The organism is Bacillus sp. N5-665 (assembly GCF_022637375.2).
Taxonomy (GTDB): Bacteria; Bacillota; Bacilli; order Bacillales; family Bacillaceae_G; genus Bacillus_A; species Bacillus_A wiedmannii.
The window spans coordinates 3562022-3581973 of sequence record NZ_CP093325.1 but is presented as its reverse complement, the minus strand read 5'-3'; the positions used below and the strand labels follow the sequence as shown (position 1 = coordinate 3581973).

General features: G+C 32.9%; 19 protein-coding genes. 17 read left to right on the top strand and 2 right to left on the bottom strand.

Annotated elements, in window-relative coordinates:
* The first annotated feature begins 677 nt into the window (after nucleotides 1–677).
* From MNO09_RS20940 to MNO09_RS20925, 4 genes are all read left to right on the top strand, one after another.
* A complete protein-coding gene (locus MNO09_RS20940; protein ID WP_001244402.1) occupies nucleotides 678–1445 on the top strand; it encodes an ABC transporter ATP-binding protein in 768 nt (255 codons plus the stop codon).
* The gene (locus MNO09_RS20935; protein WP_000286985.1) at nucleotides 1435–3423 is read left to right on the top strand and encodes an FtsX-like permease family protein; all 1989 of its coding nucleotides are present in this window, start codon (nucleotides 1435–1437) and stop codon (nucleotides 3421–3423) included. Before MNO09_RS20940 ends, MNO09_RS20935 begins: the two co-directional genes overlap by 11 nt.
* Nucleotides 3424–3504: 81 nt before the next feature.
* Entirely contained in the window at nucleotides 3505–4176 is a 672-nt protein-coding gene (locus MNO09_RS20930; protein WP_000720522.1) for a response regulator transcription factor, read from the top strand.
* A complete protein-coding gene (locus MNO09_RS20925; protein WP_001020444.1) occupies nucleotides 4173–5195 on the top strand; it encodes a sensor histidine kinase in 1023 nt (340 codons plus the stop codon). The genes MNO09_RS20930 and MNO09_RS20925 overlap by 4 nt, the downstream gene beginning before the upstream one ends.
* 776 nt (nucleotides 5196–5971) lie before the next feature.
* Here the strand turns inward: MNO09_RS20925 and namA are convergent.
* Nucleotides 5972–7009 (bottom strand): NADPH dehydrogenase NamA, encoded by a 1038-nt coding sequence (gene namA, locus MNO09_RS20920; protein ID WP_001086182.1) that lies wholly within the window; start codon nucleotides 7007–7009, stop codon nucleotides 5972–5974.
* A 133-nt stretch (nucleotides 7010–7142) separates the two neighbouring features.
* Between namA and MNO09_RS20915 the strand changes: the two genes are divergently transcribed.
* The 6 genes from MNO09_RS20915 (at nucleotide 7143) to MNO09_RS20890 (ending at nucleotide 12011) form a co-directional block, all read left to right on the top strand.
* Nucleotides 7143–7595, top strand: coding sequence for a methylated-DNA--[protein]-cysteine S-methyltransferase (locus MNO09_RS20915; protein ID WP_000283909.1), 453 nt, complete (start codon nucleotides 7143–7145; stop codon nucleotides 7593–7595).
* 7 nt (nucleotides 7596–7602) lie between these two features.
* The gene (locus tag MNO09_RS20910; protein WP_078183102.1) at nucleotides 7603–8607 is read left to right on the top strand and encodes a DUF2628 domain-containing protein; all 1005 of its coding nucleotides are present in this window, start codon (nucleotides 7603–7605) and stop codon (nucleotides 8605–8607) included.
* Nucleotides 8608–8691: 84 nt separating this feature from the next.
* Nucleotides 8692–10353: a peptide ABC transporter substrate-binding protein gene (locus MNO09_RS20905; protein WP_000824266.1), complete on the top strand. Its 1662-nt coding sequence runs from the start codon at nucleotides 8692–8694 to the stop codon at nucleotides 10351–10353.
* A gap of 58 nt (nucleotides 10354–10411) precedes the next feature.
* The gene (fosB, locus tag MNO09_RS20900) at nucleotides 10412–10828 is read left to right on the top strand and encodes a FosBx1 family fosfomycin resistance bacillithiol transferase (protein WP_000911696.1); all 417 of its coding nucleotides are present in this window, start codon (nucleotides 10412–10414) and stop codon (nucleotides 10826–10828) included.
* 12 nt (nucleotides 10829–10840) lie between these two features.
* Entirely contained in the window at nucleotides 10841–11386 is a 546-nt protein-coding gene (locus MNO09_RS20895) for a short-chain dehydrogenase (RefSeq protein WP_000543156.1), read from the top strand.
* Nucleotides 11387–11399: 13 nt separating this feature from the next.
* A complete protein-coding gene (locus tag MNO09_RS20890; protein ID WP_000859200.1) occupies nucleotides 11400–12011 on the top strand; it encodes a phosphoserine phosphatase 1 in 612 nt (203 codons plus the stop codon).
* Between the two features lie 45 nt (nucleotides 12012–12056).
* Here the strand turns inward: MNO09_RS20890 and exsB are convergent, their stop codons facing one another.
* Nucleotides 12057–12635, bottom strand: a complete 579-nt coding sequence (gene exsB, locus MNO09_RS20885) for an exosporium protein ExsB (RefSeq protein WP_000817494.1) — start codon at nucleotides 12633–12635, stop codon at nucleotides 12057–12059.
* Between the two features lie 181 nt (nucleotides 12636–12816).
* Between exsB and cotH the strand changes: the two genes are divergently transcribed.
* The 7 genes from cotH to MNO09_RS20850 all read left to right on the top strand — a co-directional run bounded on the left by cotH (nucleotide 12817) and on the right by MNO09_RS20850 (nucleotide 19895).
* Complete coding sequence (gene cotH, locus MNO09_RS20880; protein WP_000937986.1) at nucleotides 12817–13893, top strand: spore coat protein CotH; 1077 nt, start codon at nucleotides 12817–12819, stop codon at nucleotides 13891–13893.
* Between the two features lie 106 nt (nucleotides 13894–13999).
* The gene (locus MNO09_RS20875; RefSeq protein ID WP_000216907.1) at nucleotides 14000–14617 is read left to right on the top strand and encodes an NUDIX hydrolase N-terminal domain-containing protein; all 618 of its coding nucleotides are present in this window, start codon (nucleotides 14000–14002) and stop codon (nucleotides 14615–14617) included.
* 104 nt (nucleotides 14618–14721) lie between these two features.
* Entirely contained in the window at nucleotides 14722–15324 is a 603-nt protein-coding gene (gene uptA, locus MNO09_RS20870) for an undecaprenyl phosphate transporter UptA (protein ID WP_000881203.1), read from the top strand.
* A gap of 97 nt (nucleotides 15325–15421) precedes the next feature.
* A complete protein-coding gene (locus tag MNO09_RS20865; RefSeq protein WP_088107112.1) occupies nucleotides 15422–16801 on the top strand; it encodes a putative polysaccharide biosynthesis protein in 1380 nt (459 codons plus the stop codon).
* A gap of 184 nt (nucleotides 16802–16985) precedes the next feature.
* A complete protein-coding gene (locus MNO09_RS20860) occupies nucleotides 16986–17927 on the top strand; it encodes a magnesium transporter CorA family protein (RefSeq protein WP_000932392.1) in 942 nt (313 codons plus the stop codon).
* Between the two features lie 198 nt (nucleotides 17928–18125).
* Nucleotides 18126–19022: a permease gene (locus MNO09_RS20855; protein ID WP_000418724.1), complete on the top strand. Its 897-nt coding sequence runs from the start codon at nucleotides 18126–18128 to the stop codon at nucleotides 19020–19022.
* 3 nt (nucleotides 19023–19025) lie between these two features.
* On the top strand, nucleotides 19026–19895 hold the full coding sequence (locus MNO09_RS20850; protein ID WP_000488062.1) for a TIGR03943 family putative permease subunit: 870 nt from the start codon (nucleotides 19026–19028) through the stop codon (nucleotides 19893–19895).
* Nucleotides 19896–19952 lie beyond the last annotated feature (57 nt).

The window sequence follows — 19952 nt, the reverse complement described above, 5'->3', positions numbered from 1 at the left end:
TCTGATTTTATGGTACAGAAATGTTAAAAGAACATAAACCTGAGATGATTGGAATGTCAGCTGATGCGATTTAAAAGCTGAAAGAAACAATTTCAATAGATGTCTCTATTGCTAGAGAAAATGACACTTTCTTATAACCAATTGTGGTTGTGGTAATTGGTTTAGGATTGAAATTATGCTTAAAAAACAAAAAAGATAAGGGTTTCTAAATAAAATTTGAACTTTAAGATTAGGTTAGATTAGAAATGGATAACTAGTCCTTTGATCTAAAATATTTTTTGGGGAGAAAATTAATGATATTTTATTAATAGTAAAGTTCTTTCTCCAATATGTTTGCCAAACGTAGATAAAGTATGTTTAATCAATATTTGGAATGAAAACTCTAGATTTTCTATGCTACATAGAAAATCTAGAGTTTTTTTATAACCTATAATTACATAAGTCTTATCATTTTTGCACCAGAAACGATATCCCTACATTTATCTGACCATTTGGTTAAGGCATCGAATAGACCTTACGTATACCACTGCGATTTCTGATAACTTACATGTAGAGGTATCACTCAATATAACAAAAATGTAATGTTAATGAAATGTAATTCCACCGATACTATTAATGAAATTATATAAAATGAAGGGGAGTTAAAGAATTTTTATAATGAAAAAGGAGAAGTATTAATGCGAAATATATTAAGTGTAGAAAAAATTGAAAAATATTATGGTAATAAAGATAATGTAACAAAGGCTATAGATAATATTAGTTTTAAGGTAGATGAGGGAGAATTTGTTGGGATAATGGGGCCTTCAGGAAGTGGCAAAACTACATTACTTAACTGTATATCAACGATTGATAATGTTACTACGGGAAAAATAATGATAAATAATAGTGACATTACTCGGTTAAAATCAAAGTCACTAGATAAGTTTAGACAAAATGAATTAGGGTTTGTATTTCAGGACTTTAATTTATTAGATACCCTTACTGCTTATGAAAATATTGCTCTAGCGTTAACTATAAAAGGTGAGGCAAATTCAAAAATTGATGAAAAAATACAAGCGGTTGCAAAATATTTAGACATTGAACAAGTATTAAGCAAATACCCTTATCAAATATCAGGCGGACAAAAACAAAGGGTTGGTTCGGCAAGAGCTATCGTAACAGATCCATCTTTAGTACTTGCAGATGAACCAACAGGATCGTTAGATTCTAAATCAGCTAGATTATTACTCGAAAGATTTGAAAGTCTAAATAAGGATTTAAAAGCTACAATACTTATGGTTACTCATGATGCATTTACAGCAAGCTATGCTCGTAGAATTCTTTTTATTAAAGATGGAAAAATATTTATCGAGTTGGTAAGAGGGAATGATTCCAGAAAAGAATTCTTTACTAAAATTATCGAAGTTATAACTCTTCTTGGAGGTGACGATAATAATGTACTCTAAGATTGCTATTGGGAATGTAAAGAAAAGTTTTAAAGATTATGCAATATATTTCTTAACACTAACACTGGCTGTTTGTATATTTTATAGCTTTAACTCAATAGAATCACAAAAGGCACTTATGGAAATTAACGCTTCAGATAGAAAGTATGTGCCTACAGTAATGAACGCTATCTCAAATGTGTCAGTATTTGTATCTGTAATATTAGGTGGTTTAATATTGTATGCAAATAATTTTTTAATTAAAAAACGTAAAAAAGAATTAGGAATATACATGACTTTAGGTATGGGAAGAAGAAACATATCCAGAATATTAGTAATAGAGACATTTCTAGTTGGCGTTATATCTTTAGTGAGTGGACTTATAATAGGTATTGGAGTATCGCAGGGGTTATCTACATTTGCATTAAAGCTATTTGACTTGCCCATCAATAAATATAAATTTGCAATTTCAACAGGTGCTATAGGTAAAAGTGTATTATACTTTGGAATCATGTTTTTACTTGTTATGTTATTTAATGTATATGTTGTTTCTAAATACAAAATAATTGATTTGTTAACAGCAGGTAAAAAAAACGAAGATGTAAAATTTAGAAATCCTCTTATCTATGTAATCATATTTATTATGTGTGTAGCATCACTTGGATATGCATATGTGACTGTACTAAAAATCGGATTGAATTATAATAATCCTATGCTCATGGTATCAATCATACTTGGCATATTAGGTACATTGCTGTTTTTCTTTAGTTTATCTGGATTTATATTATATGTTGTAAAGAAGAATAAAAAAATCTATTTTAAAGGTTTAAATATATTTATCATCAAACAAATAAATAGTAAGGTTAATACAAATTTTATATCCATGTCTGTAATCTGTTTAATGTTATTTCTTACAATGGTGGCCCTATCTACAGGAATCAGCTTTAACAGAATGATGGACGCAACAACGAAAGAAGTAACACCATTTGATGCCAGTATTACGTTGGAGAATAAGGATGAAAGTTACACTATAGAAGACGTATTAAATAAAGCTAATTTTAAAATAAGTAATAACGAAAAATATGTATCTTATAATGTATATCCAACAGGAATGGAAGTGGGGGACTTAGTACCGGAAGTACGTAAAGATTATAAGAAAAGCGGTATGGATTTCATTGAATTATCTGATTATAATAAAATTTTAAATCTTAAAGGTGAAAAGGAAATCACTTTAAATAACAATGAAGTTTTACTTTTATCAAATGATAAGCGGTTGCTTAATTCGATAAATGAAAGATTAAAAAATAGCAATAAGGTAAATATTAAAGAAAAAGAATATCTGGTAAAATACGCTAAAATTATACAAGAGAGTCTTTACACTTCTGATACGCAACCTTATTTCTTCAAAATCGTTATAAATGATGATTTTTTATCAGACTACAAAATTATTGAATCCGTACTTAATGTAAATTATTTAGATGGAAATAGAGAAGAATATAATAAAAAATATGATAACGTTGCACGGAGATTTCATGACGAAAATGGCCCGAAATTAAATATTAATCGTATAGCAGGCAAATCAAAGGATGAAGTTTGTGCAGAAATTAAGGGAATGAAAACTATCGTACTGTTTATTGGGATATATATAGGTATTGTATTTTTAATAACGAGTATGGCTGTATTAGCTCTTCAACAATTATCAGAAGCCAGTGATAGCATAGATCGATATAAATCTTTGAAGAGAATTGGTTCAAACGGAACAATGATCGACAAAGCGATTTTCATTCAAACTTTCGTATACTTCAGTCTTCCAGTTTTTCTTGCTTTAATTCATTCTGCAGTTGGAATTTATGTAGTTAATGATTTTATTAACGCATTTCAACAAGTAGACATTACTTTACCAGCATTGATGACTGGCTTAGTATTTCTTGTAGTTTATGTAATATATTTCTACACGACATATGTCGGTTATAAAAATATTGTAAAAAGTAATACTTGATTTTATAATGCTCATTAAGGCTATTACACCTTGTTTCTCAAGATGTAATAGTCTTATATTCTGTATAGGGAGGGAAAAGTCATGAAAAAAATCATTCTGATTGAAGATGATGAAATCATCAGAGAAGAATTACAACATTTTTTTATAAAGTATGGATATGAAGTAAAGGCTCCCACAGATTTTAATCATATTATCGAATATATAGAAAGTGAGAATGCAGACCTTATATTACTAGACATAAATCTTCCTGTGTTTGATGGCTATTATATATGCAGAGAAATACGTAAAACTTCAGATGTTCCAATCTTCATGGTTACAAGCAGAGATAGTGATGTAGATGAACTAATAAGTATGAATTTAGGAGCAGACGATTTTATAACAAAGCCGTATAATACAGAAATACTATTAGCAAGAGTAACAAACATTTTAAGAAGAACAACTGGAGATTTCAAGACGAATCATATCTTAGTTTATAGAGACTTTAATTTAAATCTTTCAAATGCAACAGTTACTTATCAAGACAAGTCTGTAGAATTAACTAAAAATGAAGTTAAAATACTCTCATGCTTAATAAATAATCGCGGAAATATTGTAAAAAGAGATTCACTCATAGAAACTTTATGGAAATCTGATTATTTTGTGGATGATAGCACCTTAACTGTTAATATAAATAGATTAAGAAAAAAGCTTGAAGAGATAGGTATAGAAAATCCAATTGCAACAAGAAGAAGCTTAGGGTATATAATGCCATGAATATAGGTGAATTTATTAAAGATAAAATAGTAGTAATACTATCAAATGTACTGGTATATATCATACTAGCAGGTATATTGCTGACTGCGCACATTCCGTTCATTATCATATTTTTTGTCTTTTGTATTTGGTTTTTTCCATTAATTTCATATATGGCTATAGAATTTATAAGATGTAAAAATTATTATAATGAGATTAACAGCATATTAGAAAACTTGGAGAAAAAATACTTACTTCCAGAGGTAGTAAAGGAAGCAAACTTTATACATGGGGAAAAGCTTAACGCTATACTGAAAGAAGTAAGTAGAGATATGCATGAAAATGTAAAATATTATAGAGATATGCAAATAGATTACAGAGAATATATAGAGACATGGGTGCATGAAATTAAGACACCAATAGCTTCTACAAAGCTAATAATTGAAAATAATCAAAATGAAGTAACTAATAAAATTGACTCTCAAATGGATCGAATCGAGGGTTTTGTAGAACAGGTTCTGTATTATTCTCGAAGCAATAACGTTAATAAAGACTATATTATAAAACCAATCAAACTTGATGATGTAGTAAGAACTGTAATTAAAAGAAATTATAGAGATTTTATTCATAAGAGAATAAAATTAGATATAAAAGATATTAATGAAATCGTATATAGTGATAGGAAATGGGTTGAATTTATTATTAATCAAATATTAGGAAATTCCATAAAGTACTCAAATAACAAAGAACAAATGATACGTATATACTCAATTAAGAAAACTAACTCAGTAATACTAAATATAGAGGATAATGGAGTAGGGATAGTAACTCAAGATATAAATAGAGTTTTTGAGAAAGGATTTACTGGAGAGAATGGAAGAAGATTTAGCAAAAGTACAGGAATGGGCTTGTATCTATGCGAAAAACTGTGCTCAAAATTAGGTATGGAAATTGCCATTGATTCTGAAGTGAATATAGGAACTAGAGTTACATTAATATTTCCATTGTCAGGTATGGTAACTTTTGAGCCTTATTTATAAAATAGATGCTGCTATCTTTCCACGAATTTCATATAAAACTTAAGAACAAATGTAAAACGGTATGAAAAGACTAGAAATTCTCTTCATACCGTTTGTATTATTTAGCCATTTAACATATTGATATATTTAATTGTGAATCGGATGTTTTGTGTCTAAATTGTGTTCGAACCTACTATTTTCTTTTTTGATATGGTGACTCCCACTACGAGAATGATATTTTAGTCTATAGATATTGACCTCATTAGATCCCCTTAGTTCACTGAAACTTTCTTAGCGTTGTAAAAATCTACATATTTTCTAGACAGTTCTGTGTCTAAACTTATATTACACTTAAAGTAAGTATGAATAATTTCAATTTTTTAAGGTCTAATTTAATCAAACTTTATTTCCAAGCTACAACGGTTGCGTTATTTGAATAGAAATAAACTAAGTTGTTTCTATTTATCTATTTTATTACTCTCACTATAAAACGCCTTTCTTTAATAAGGTGGTATTTTTTCACATGGATAACACTTTTAAGAGATTGAATTTATTTAGGTGGAAAAATTGTGAAGTATTGTACTTAAAGTAAAGAGGGCAGTTTTAAAAGAAAGGACATAACATATTTGTTGACTTAATGAATGTAGTGATAAATGGGTGATAAAAAACATAAAAAATAGGTGTATCAAGCAAAGTGTTGATACACCTTAAAACTACATTGTTAAACAACATGTGTTGTCCTGTAGCATATCTTATATTAATTATTTTAGGTTCAGTCTTACATATTCTTCTCGGTTTTATTTATTCGTATGAATTTTTCTTGGTGCTCGCTTATATTGGTGAGGTTCTTGTAATTCAAAGCCAAGTTCATTGGCCGCAATTCTCGGGAAGTACGGATTGCGAAGTAACTCACGTCCGATGAAAATTAAATCTGCTTCGTCATTATTTAAAATTTGCTCTGCTTGTGACCCAGTCGTAATCAATCCAACTGCACCAGTTGCAATCTTAGTATGCTCTTTAATATGTTTGGCGTATTGTACTTGGTAACCGGGATACACATCAATATGTGCTGGTACAACTGCGCCAGAACTACAATCGATTAAATCTATTCCCTGTTCTTTCATCCACTTTGTATACTGAACGTAATCTTGAACCGTTAGCCCGTCAGGGTGATAATCATTTGCTGAAATACGAACGAATATTGGTCCGTCCCAAACTTCATTTACAGAGTCGATGATTTCGCGTAAGAAACGATAGCGGTTTTCAGGTGAGCCGCCGTATTCATCAGTTCGTTTATTAGTAAGTGGTGATAGGAATTCATTGATAAGGTAACCGTGAGCGCCATGTAGTTCGATAATATCAAATCCGGCTTGTTTTGAACGTAACGCGGCCCTCTGAAAAGCTAATATAGTCTCTTTGATTTGTTGTATATTCATTTCTACTGGTATTTTCATCGTATCATTAAAAGGAATTGCAGAAGGAGCGAAAGCATTCGTATTTAATTCAGCTTTTCTTCCGGCGTGAGCGAGTTGAATGGCAGCTTTTGCACCGTTATCATGTATAAAAGTAGTCGTTTTATGTAAGCCTTCAATTAGGTTGTCATCCCAAATGCCTAAGTCTTTGTTAGAAATTCGTCCTTCAGCTAACACCGCAGTTGCTTCAACCATAACTAAACCTACTTGGCCAGCAGCGCGAGTTCCATAATGAATGAGATGAAAATTCGTAACGCTGCCATCCTCATTCCCCGATGAATACATACACATAGGCGACATAACGATACGATTTTTTAGTGTAACGTTCTTAATTGTATAAGGTGAAAAAAGCTTGGAATTCATCAAATAGCCTCCTTGATTGAATTTTCTTATATTTTACCATTCTCTTTTTTGTTTCTCTAATAAAACGCTTATACGAAAAATTTTGTTTATTCGTGTTACAATGACTAATATGAACTGAATTGGAGGATGACATATGTACCAGGCTTATTATGAAAGCGAAGTAGGTTTGCTAGAAATTAAAGCAAATCAAGAAGGAATTACGTCTGTTATATTTGTTGATGAACGACAAGAAGAAAATAAAAATGAAATGATAGAACAATGTATAAATGAGTTAGATGAATATTTTAAAGGGAAAAGAAAAGAGTTTACGGTCCCGCTGTCTGCGGAGGGCACATCATTTCAAAAAAATGTATGGGATGCACTTTATACTATTCCGTACGGCGTAAGTGCTTCATATTTAGATATTGCAGAGAAGGTTGGAAATACAAAAGCTGTACGGGCAATAGGAGGAGCAAATAGTCGGAATCCAATTTCAATAATCGTTCCATGTCACCGTGTAATAGGAAAGAGTGGAAAGCTTGTTGGATATGCTGGTGGTTTATGGAGGAAAGAGTGGTTATTAAAACACGAAGGTATTTTGAAATGACGTATGGATGGGAAGAGGGATTGTTTTGAAATGTATAAATTGTGGGCAACTTTGCGAGGGAGATCAGTTGAATTGTGAAAGTTGCCAGCGGACTTTGCATACTGAACAAGGTGAAGGATGCTCGCTAATAGACAAGGAATTAGAAGTATATGTAGGGAGACAATATCCGTATTACAAAAGGAAATGGGAGCTTGAGAATAAGCGGATTGCTAGGTGGAGCTGGAATGGTTGGGCTGCTATTTTCAATATAGGCTGGCTAGGATATCGTAAGTATTATGTACCAGCTACTTTATTTATGTTGTTATTAGTAGCGTGTGATGCATTTTCGTATTATATGGGATTTAATGTAGCGTTGCCAATCATTAATATGGTGCCTCTTACGTTTTTATTACTCATTTTTATTCTGTTTGGAATGGGGATTTTTGCAAATGGATTATACTATCAATTTGCGGAAAGACGTATATACCGAATAAAAGCAAGAGAAATAAAAGATAAATCAGTTGAAAACTATCTTATCCATGATAGCGGCGGAACGAGCAAAATGGGAGCGACAATTGTTACTATTTTAGCAGTTGCTAGCATATTTTTTAGTCATTTCTTTTTTCCGACTGATCGAGACGTTATTCAAAAGGTTCGTACAAGCTCGCTTTATGAATATCCTTTCTTTTCCATAGGTGAATCTTTCGAAAATTATTTTCAAAATTCAGGTTGGATATATTATCGTGGAACGGAAGGGTTAGAATTAGTAGAATTCCAAGGATATAACGCTGGAACGCCAAGGCAAAAGGTGGCGATTCAATTTGTTGTCGATTATAAATTGGGTGAAGTGGAACCATACTCACTTACGGTTAACGGTGAATCTAAAAATGAAGAAGAGTTTTTGAAGATGATGGAAGAAATATTTAAGGTCCAAAATCCATTTGATATAGAGGATGGATTACAAGTAAATGCTATTCAACAAAGCGGCTGGAAAGAAATTTCTGACCGCTTTTTTCTATGTTTGTTAAAATAAATATTTAAAATAATCAGAATCTTTTGTATAATGAAATATATTATATAGGATTTAACTTATACATATAGATTGGGGGAAGGAAGAATGAAGAGAAAGACAACAACAATTGCTGCACTTGCGTTAACGACGAGTGTATTGGTTGCAGGATGTGGGAATGGTGAGAAGGCTTCGACAACGAAGAAAGAATCGAATAAGGGAGCAGCAGATAAGCAAGTATTAAACTTACTAGAAACAGCAGAAATCCCTTCAATGGATACGTCAAAATCAACAGACTCTGTATCATTCCGTGCCTTTGTAAATGCAATGGAAGGGTTATATCGTTTAGATAAGGATAATAAACCAACACCAGGCATGGCAAAAGATGTGAAGATTAGTGAAGATAAAAAGACATATACATTTGAATTACGTGATGCGAAATGGTCAAATGGTGATCCAGTTCGAGCACAAGATTTTGTATATGCATGGCAACGTACATTAGATAAAGCAATAGCGGCAGAATATGCATTTATTTTATTTGATGTGAAAAATGCACAGAAAGTAAATAAAGGAGAATTACCATCAGATCAATTGGGTGTTAAAGCGAAGGATGATAAAACGTTAGTAGTAGAATTAGAACAGCCAGCACCATATTTCCTTGAGCTTACTTCATTCCCTACATTTTTCCCTTTAAATGAAAAATATGTGAAAGAACAAGGGGATAAATATGCATTAGAAGCAGATAAACTATTATATAATGGACCATTTACGATGAGTGAATGGAAACATGAACGAAGTTATCAGTTAAAGAAAAACCCTAATTATTGGGATAAAGATACTGTGAAGTTAGAAGAAATTAATGTGAATATTGTGAAGGAAACGAGCACGGGAGTAAACTTATATGATAGTGATCAAGCGGACCGTGTTATTTTAAGTTCTGAATTTGTTGATAAGTATAAAAAGAATAAGCCGGATGAATTTAAAACGAAGTTAGATCCACGTATGTATTTCTTACGTTTTAACCAGAAAAATGCAACGTTTAAAAATCAAAAAGTTCGTGAAGCGATTGATCTGGCATACGATAAAAAAGGAATTGCAAATGTTATTTTAAATGACGGATCATTACCAGCATATTTCTTAGTACCTGAGAAATTTACGACAGGACCAGATGGGAAAGATTTCCGTACTGTAAATAAAAATTTCCGTGACAGCAAAGATAATGCTGAAAAAGCAAAAAAATTATGGGAAGAAGCGAAGAAAGAGCTTGGCCAAGATACAATTACAGTAGAATTTCTAAATGATGATAACGGTAGCCGTAAAAAAGTGGGTGACTTTATTAAAGAAGAGTTAGAGAAAAATTTACCTGGTATTAAAGTGAATTTGAAACAACAACCATATAAGCAAAAGCTAGAGTTAGAAAAGAAATTTGAATATGAATTCTCATTATCTGCATGGAGTCCGGACTATCCAGATCCAATGACTTATATTGATATGTTTGTTACTGGAAGCTCATTTAATGAAATGGATTATTCTAATCCGAAGTATGATGATTTAGTAGCGAAATCAAAAGGAGAACTATTAAAAGATGATAAAGCACGCTGGAATGCCCTTGCAGAAGCTGAAAAAATCTTAATTGGTCAAGATGCTGCCATTTCTCCTACGTACCAACAAAGTACGGCTTACTTAGAGAAGCCATACGTAAAAGGTATTGCGAATCATACGTTTGGTGGGGACTTCAGTTATAAATGGGCATATATTACAAAGAAATAGTATAATAAAAGATGAGTGAATTTTCGCTCATCTTTTATTTGTATAGGAGGAATTAGAGTTGTTAAAGGGAATCAATCATCTTTGTTTTTCAGTGTCTAATTTAGAAAAATCTATTATATTTTACGAAAAAGTACTAGAAGGAGAATTATTAGTTAAAGGGAGAAAACTTGCGTATTTTAATATATGTGGGGTATGGGTAGCACTTAATGAAGAAACACATATTCCGAGAAATGAGATTCATCAATCTTATACGCATATTGCGTTTTCAGTTGAACAGAAAGACTTTGAACGTCTACTGCAACGATTAGAAGAAAACGATGTTCATATTTTACAAGGAAGAGAACGGGATGTAAGGGATTGTAAGTCTATATATTTTGTTGATCCTGACGGCCATAAGTTTGAATTTCATTCAGGGACATTGCAAGACCGACTGAACTATTATAGGGAAGATAAGTCTCATATGACATTTTACTAAGGGTGGAAGAAGTTGCATGCGCTAGTAATTGGTGGAACAGGAATGCTAAAGAGAGTTTCTATGTGGCTTTGTGAGCAAGGATTTCATGTTTCTATTATTGGACGAGATAAAGTGAAATTAGAAAATGTTAAGCGAGAGAGTGCTGCGCCAGAAAGTATCACATGTCTTCCGTTAGATTATCATAATGATGACGATGTAAAGCTAGCTATTAAAAGCACAATTGTGCAGAATGGCCCAATAACATTAGTTGTCGCATGGGTACACGCAAGTGCGAAGGATACGTTGTCATTCATATGTAGAGAAGTGGATTTGTCGTCTGAAACATACAACGTTTTTCATATTTTTGGTAGTAAAGCGTCGCGTATACCCGCACAAAAAATAGGTGGTACGCGATGTAGCTACCATAGAATAATATTAGGTTTTATATTAGAAGATACATACGGGAGATGGCTTACCCATGAAGAAATATCGGATGGGGTAATAAAAGGAATTGAGAATAAATGTGATGAATGGATTGTAGGACGAGTAGAACCGTGGGAATTGCGGCCAAAATGGTAAGGGGGAATGTGAAATGAAAACAACTGTATATGTAACAAGGCACGGTGAGACGGAATGGAATGTATCGAAACGAATGCAAGGCCGGAAAAATTCTGCTTTAACTGAAAATGGTATGTTACAAGCAAAGCAATTAGGAGACCGAATGAAAGATTTATCTATCCATGCGATCTATAGTAGTCCGAGTGAAAGAACCCTTCATACTGCAGAGTTAATAAAGGGCGATCGTGATATACCGATAATAGCGGATGAGCATTTCTATGAAATTAACATGGGTATATGGGAAGGACAGACAATCGCTGATATAGAAAGGGAATACCCAGATGAAATACAATTGTTTTGGTATGAGCCACATCTTTTTCAGTCAACATCAGGAGAAAATTTTGAGTCTGTTTATAAAAGGGTAATTGAGGGGATACAGCTTCTTTTAGAAAAGCATAAAGGAGAAAGTATATTAATTGTTTCCCATGCGGCAGCGGCAAAACTACTTGTAGGACATTTTGCGGGTATTGAAATAGAAAATGTGTGGGATGATCCATTTATGCATAGTGCTAGTCTAAGTATAATAGAATTTGAAGAAGATAAAGGTGAAGTGAAGCAATTTGCAGATATAAGTCATTTTCAATGAACGTAAAAAAGGCCGCAAAACGGCCTTTTTTTGTAGGCATAAAAACTAGCAATTACGTTTTTTATACCAGAAGTGATCGAATTTCTTGTTTTTGCAAGATGGGAATTTATGTCCGCCTTTGCAATCATTCCATTTGTGTCCATTATCGTGACAGTCTCTGCCATGATCACATGAATCATCGCACGAGTGACCGTCTCTATGCGGGAAGAATTCGCATTTTTTACAGAAACTTCGTTTTGTCCAGAAAAATTTCTTTTCAAAGCGTATGCATTTTGTAACGAAAGTACAATGTTTTCTACGAGTACGTTTTGTAACTAAAACGCATTCTTTTCTACGAGTCACTTTCGTAACGAATGTCCATTTTTGAACGCGCACACGAGTACATTTTGTAACAAATGTCCATTTTTTTACGTGCGTACATTTTGTAATAAAAGTACAATGTTTCACGCGAGTACATCTTGTTCTTGGACATTTACCCCCAGTTGTACATTTACAACCTGTTGTACATCGATGATGAGAGAATTTATCATCATCGCACTCAAAAGTACTTGGATCTTGGTGTAAGAAATCCTCCATCCCAGCACTTTTGATTTCTTCAACAGCTTTTCTAATATCACGTTTCATAGAAATCCTCCTTATCATGTATTCAGGTGAAAAGGTATTCTTTTTCCTTAACATGATATGAGATATGACGTCTTTCTGAACAAGACAAGAGTGTAATTTTATATAAATGGATGATAGCGGATGTATGGACAAGACAAGGCGCATACATTGAATGAAGAGAACTGAGAAGGGATGAGAAAACATGCTACCTTCATATGATTTTTTTATTCATCCAATGTACTTAGTGGAATTAAAAAAAGACATTTGGTCAGATAGTCCAGTGCCAGCAAAATTAACTTATGGAAAAAAGAAGTATGATATTGATATCGTATACCGGGGGGCTCATATTCGTGAGTTTGAGAAAAAGTCTTATCATGTTATGTTTTATAAACCGAAAAAATTTCAAGGTGCGAAAGAAATTCATTTAAATTCTGAGTTTATGGATCCGTCTCTCATACGAAACAAATTATCTTTAGACTTTTTTCATGATATTGGTGTACTTTCACCAAAATCACAACATGTATTTATAAAAATTAATGGTCAAATTCAAGGTGTATATTTACAGTTAGAATCAGTTGATGAAAACTTTTTGAAAAATAGAGGATTACCAAGTGGTTCTATTTATTATGCAATAGATGATGATGCGAATTTTTCTTTAATGAGTGAGAGAGATAAAGATGTTAAGACCGAGCTCTTTGCGGGTTATGAATTTAAATATTCGAATAAAAATAGTGAAGAACAACTGAGTGAATTTGTATTTCAAGCGAATGCTTTGTCGAGGGAAGCTTATGAAAAAGAAATTGGGAAGTTTCTACATGTTGATAAATATTTAAGGTGGTTAGCTGGCGTTATTTTCACACAAAACTTTGATGGTTTCGTTCATAACTATGCACTATATCATAACGATGAAACAAATTTATTTGAAGTGATACCGTGGGATTATGATGCAACTTGGGGGCGAGATGTACAAGGGAGACCACTTAATCATGAGTATATTCGCATTCAAGGCTATAACACGTTAAGTGCAAGATTGTTAGATATACCTGTATTTAGAAAGCAATACCGAAGTATTTTGGAAGAAATACTAGAAGAACAATTTACGGTTTCGTTTATGATGCCGAAAGTTGAAAGTTTGTGTGAATCGATTCGTCCATATTTACTACAAGATCCATATATGAAAGAAAAATTAGAAACATTTGATCAAGAAGCTGATATGATCGATGAATATATAAATAAAAGAAGAAAGTATATACAAGACCACTTACATGAATTAGATTAATTTTGAAAGAGATTGGAACATTATCAATCTCTTTTTTTGTATAATAAAGATGTATCAACAAAACTGACTTACTATTCACTTAAAAGAGTATGGGGGATGTGGAAACATGACGGTAAAATGGATTGATTGGGTAAAACAAATACAAGCTATAGCCCAAGCGGGTTTAACGTATTCTAAAGATGTGTATGATATAGAGCGTTTCCAACAATTACGGGATATTTCCATTTCGATGATGTCACATTACACAAAGACAGATTGGGAAATAGTAGAGAAATTATTTGCAAGTGAGACAGGCTATCAAACACCAAAAGTTGATATAAGAGCAGTCGTTTTTCAAAATGAAAAGTTATTATTTGTGAAAGAAAAAAGTGATGGGAAATGGGCATTGCCAGGTGGATGGGCCGATATCGGTTATACGCCAACAGAAGTAGCAGCAAAAGAAGTTTTAGAGGAGACGGGTTATGAAGTAGATGATTTTAAGCTATTCGCTATATTTGATAAAGAAAAACATCAACCATCGCCTTCAGCAACACACGTATATAAAATTTTTATTAGCTGTAAGATTATTGGTGGCGAAAAGAAAACTAGTATTGAAACAGAAGATTTGGAGTTTTTTGGTGAGAATGAATTGCCTAATTTATCGATTGCTAGAAATACAGAAGAGCAAATTAAAGAAATGTTTGCCTACATGAAAGAACCTCAAAAAGAAACTTTAATAGATTAATCATGCTTATGCCGATAAAATTGTTGAAATGAAGATATTGGCAGAATGCGACCTTTATGTAATAATGGGATGGTATGTGAAGAAAAAAGGAGATAGAAAATAAAATGTTAGCAAGCATAATAGATCAGTTATTGCAATTTTTTGCAAGCTTAGGTTACTTTGGAGTAGCGCTAGCTTTAATGATTGAAATTATCCCGAGTGAAATTGTACTTTCGTATGCTGGATTTTTAGTAGCGGATGGTAAAATTAGTTTTGTTGGTGCAGTTATCGCCGGAACTATTGGTGGTACTTTAGCCCAAATCTTTTTATACTGGCTTGGATATTACGGAGGGCGTCCGGTTGTAGAGAAATATGGAAAATATCTACTTATTAATAAACACCATTTAGACATAGCAGAAGGTTGGTTTAAGCGTTACGGGGCAGGAGTGATTTTTTCTGCACGCTTTATCCCAGTCGTACGTCATGCAATCTCTATTCCAGCAGGATTAGCTAAGATGCCATTAAAACTATTTACACTGTATACTGTAGTTGCGATTATTCCATGGTCAATACTATTTATATACTTAGGTGAAAAGCTTGGTGGAAATTGGAGACACATTAAAGAGTATGCATCTGATTACACACATTACATAATTATAGGAGCTGTTCTCTTTGTTGCTTTATACTTCGGTTTAAAGTATTTAAAAAAGAAAAAAGCAGCGCGTTAAAGTCAATGATTGTTCATTGGCTTTTTTTATTTGTTTCGGTTCTAAAAAAAAGGAGTTGTCCATAATGTGTAATAATAAAGCGTAGCGGAGGAATGTGATGAAAGGGTCACCGTTTATACGTGGAACGATATTTTTAACGATGGCAACGATGATATCTAAAATGTTAGGATTTATATATGTTATACCGTTTACAGCAATGGTCGGTACGAGTGGGTACGTTTTATACACGTATGCTTATCGCCCATATACGATTATGCTCAGCATTGCGACGATGGGACTACCACTTGCAGTTTCAAAAATGGTATCAAAATATGATCAACTGAATGATTATCATACAGTTAAGAGAGTACTTAAGAGTGGTATCTTTTTTATGTTAATAATGGGAGTCATCTCATGTTTAGCGCTATATATATTAGCTCCACATTTAGCTAAACTTGTAATCGATGGAAATGATCAAACGGGGAATAGTATAACAGCGGTTACTAATAATATTCAAATTGTAAGTTTTGCGTTAATACTTGTACCAGTAATGAGTTTATTAAGGGGCTTCTTTCAAGGGTTTCAATCGATGGGGCCTTCTGCTTTAAGTGTAGTTGTTGAGCAATTTTTTCGGGTCTTAACCATATTAATAGGAAGCTTTGTCGTTTTATATATTTTAAAAGCTTCTATCTCGCTAGCGGTTGGTATTTCAACGTTCGGTGCTTTTATGGGAGCGATAGGTGGATTAACAGTTTTAAGTGCGTATTACATAAGGAGGAGAAAGCACTTAAAGAAAAAAGAGATGGCAAGTAGACCGCAAACAACGAAATCTTTCTTCTCGCTGTATAAGGAGCTCTTTACATATTCAATACCGTTTGTTGTGGTTGGTTTAGCAATTCCGTTGTATCAGACGATTGATACATTTACAATTAATAAACTACTTATACAAATAGGGTATATGCAAGGAGAAGCGGAGAAGATTAATGCAATAATTGGTCTTGTCCAGATGGTTGTACTTATCCCGGTTTCCGTTGCGACTGCTTTTAGTATGTCTCTCGTACCTGAGATGACAAAAGCCTATACAGCAGGGAATGTGAAGTTACTGTACAAACATTTTACGAGGACGAATGTATTAGTAGTAGCAATTACGGTACCAGCGGCAATTGGAATGATGTTGTTAGCAAAACCAGTATATACTCTTTTATTTGGTGCCGGAAATGATCCGGAGATGGGGAGAGTTATTTTACAGTATTATGCTCCTGCCTGTATACTATTTTCGCTTTTTACAGTTACAGCTGCGATGTTACAAGGAATTAATCAACAACAGAAAACAGTGCTAGGATTAGTAATTGGTATTATTGTGAAGATAGTTTTAAATATCGTATTGCTTCCTTATTTCGATTATGTAAGTTTTATTATTTCAACATACGCTGGTTATACGATTTCAGTTGGCTTTAACTTGTGGATGCTTTCTAAATATGTTATAAAGGCAACATAAGCTTTTTAAGGCAGAGAGCACTCTGTCTTTTTCTTTGTTTAGAATATTTTTCTTATAAAAACGTTTTCAAAATAATTTTTCTATTGAAATTTAAACGTATGTTTCATATGCTGAGAATGGCGGTTCAAAAACTGTTATGTAAGAGAGGTAGATTCCTACATGTAAAAAGAATCGGGGTGATAGTATGTTAAATATTTATTTAACAGACCGAAACGGAAAACTACAAGAGGTTGAGGAAATGCAAAAGGGTTGCTGGATTAATGTACTTCATCCAACGGAAGAAGAAATTCAATATCTAGTACAAACTTTAAATGTAGACTTAGATTTCATTAAAGACCCTTTAGATGATGAAGAACGCTCTCGTATTGAAAAGGAAGACAATAATACTTTAATAATCGTGGATATTCCAACAGTTAGACATGATGAAGAAGGAAATTCGATTTATGACACGATTCCAATAGGTATGATTGTAATGCCAGATTGCTTTGTGACAATTTGTTTAGAAGAAAACCCAATTTTTGAACGCTTTATTAATCAACGTATTAAAGAATTTTATACGTTTAAAAAGACACGCTTTGCACTTCAGCTCTTATATACGATTTCTACTTATTATTTAAGATACTTAAAGCAAATTAACAGAAAAACAATCGATTTAGAGCATCAATTAAATAAGTCGATGAAAAATAAAGAGATTTTCACATTGCTAGGCCTTGAAAAAAGTTTAGTTTACTTTACAACATCATTAAAGGCGAATAAAATTGTAATTCAAAAATTAATGCGTAATAGTACATTTTTAAAAATGTATGAAGACGATCAAGATTTATTAGAAGATGTATTAATTGAAAATAAACAGGCTATTGAAATGGCGGAAATATATAGTCACATTTTAAGTGGAATGATGAATACTTTTAGCTCCGTTATATCAAATAATTTAAATAGTGTTATGAAACTGTTAACGTCTATTACAATCATTTTATCGTTACCAACGATGGTTTCTAGTTTCTTTGGAATGAACGTAAAGGTACCGTTTGAAGGGGAAGCACATGGTTTTGTAATTGTACTCATAATATGTGTAACACTATCTTTCACATTAGCATTTGTTTTTTGGAAGAAACGTTACTTTTAATGAGAAGAAAGCTGCTCTAGCATAGTTGTGTAACTGCGCTAGAGCAGCTTTTTTGCTATGAAATCCTAAATTTTGAATAGAATATAACTTATAAAATGTAATGTATATGAAAGGGGTGAATTCCGTATAAGTCTTGTCCAATTCATAAAATGAGGTTAAAATTACATATTGTTAATGAAAAGTTGGAGGAAATACATCATGGAATTGTTTCAATTACCGAAAGCATTCCTGCAAATGAATACAATTTTTATCTCCATATTGATCGAAGCACTTCCTTTTGTGCTCATTGGTGTATTTATTTCAGGATTCATTCAAATGTTTGTAACAGAAGATATGGTAGCAAAATGGATGCCGAAAAATCGATTTCTGTCTGTTTTAATGGCTACTTTTTTAGGGATGATGTTTCCGGGCTGTGAATGTGGAATCGTTCCGATTGTAAGGCGATTAATCGGAAAAGGGGTTCCGCCATATGCCGGGATTGCATTTATGTTAACTGGACCAATCATTAATCCAGTCGTATTATTTGCAACATACGTTGCCTTTGGAAGTAGTATGCACATGGTATGGTATCGTTCTATTGTAGCGATTATCGTAGCAATTATCGTTGGAATTATATTATCATTTATGTTTAAAGAACATCAATTACGAGATGATCACTTCCCAGAAGTGAATCATAAGCGTCCATTACGTAAAAAAATGTGGGATGTATGTACGCATGCTGTTGAGGAATTTTTCTCGATGGGAAAATATTTAGTATTAGGTGCGTTAATTGCAGCGGCAGTTCAAACGTTCGTACAAACTTCAACACTTCTTGCTATAGGACAAGGGCCGTTCTCTTCACCAGCTGTTATGATGGGACTAGCTTACATATTATCACTTTGTTCAGAAGCGGATGCGTTTATTGCTTCGTCATTCCAAAGTACATTTTCAACAGCGTCACTTGTCGCGTTCCTCGTATATGGACCGATGGTGGATATTAAAAATATGTTTATGATGCTTGCAACGTTTAAAACGAAATTTGTAATTGTCGTTACAGTTACAGTTACACTTGTTGTTTATGCAAGCTCACTACTCATTTATGCGATGGGGTGGTAGGTTATGTTTCGAGCATATATATTGTTAGGTTTTACAATCTTAATCGCGCAGCTTCATATTTCCGGTAATATTACGAAGTATATCAATATGAAGTATGCTTATTTATCAACAACAGCAGCTATTATTTTAGGTTTTTTAACGGTCGTTCAAATTATTATCGTATTCCAAAAAGAACATCAGAAAGAACAAGAAAAACAAGATTGTAGTTGTGATCATAGCCATTGCGGGCATGATCATTCAAAAGATGAGAATACATGGTGGAAAAAAGCATTTTCGTACTCATTGTTTTGTTTTCCGATTGTCTCAGGATTGTTTTTCCCGATTGCAACGTTAGATTCAGATATCGTTAAGGCGAAAGGATTTCATTTTCCTGTTGCGCAAGCAGAAAGTACAGATCCATTTATGACAAGGCAATTTCTAAGACCTGATACGAGCATTTATTACGGGAAAGAAGGATACCGTGGTGTAATGGAAAAGGGGAAAAAAGAGTTTGTTACGAAAGATAGTATTACTTTAAAAGATGAAGATTTTCTAAAAGGAATGGAAACAATTTATAATTATCCTGGCGAGTTTACTGGGAAAAAATTATCTTTTAAAGGGTTTGTTTTCAAAGATGACTCTTCTCAAAAAGAACAATATTTCTTATTCCGTTTCGGGATTATACATTGTGTAGCGGATTCTGGTGTATATGGTATGTTAGTGAAAAAACCAGAAGGTGTAGAATGGAAAAATGATGATTGGATTCAAGTTGAAGGAGAAATATCAACGGAATTTTATCAGCCATTCCATGCGAATATCCCTGTATTAGAAGTAACGAAATGGAATAAGGTTGAACCGCCAAAAGAACAATATGTATTTAGAGGAGCCGATTGATAACATCGGTTCTTTTTTGTGGACTAAGAGTTCTGAATGTTGTTAATATTAAACGTG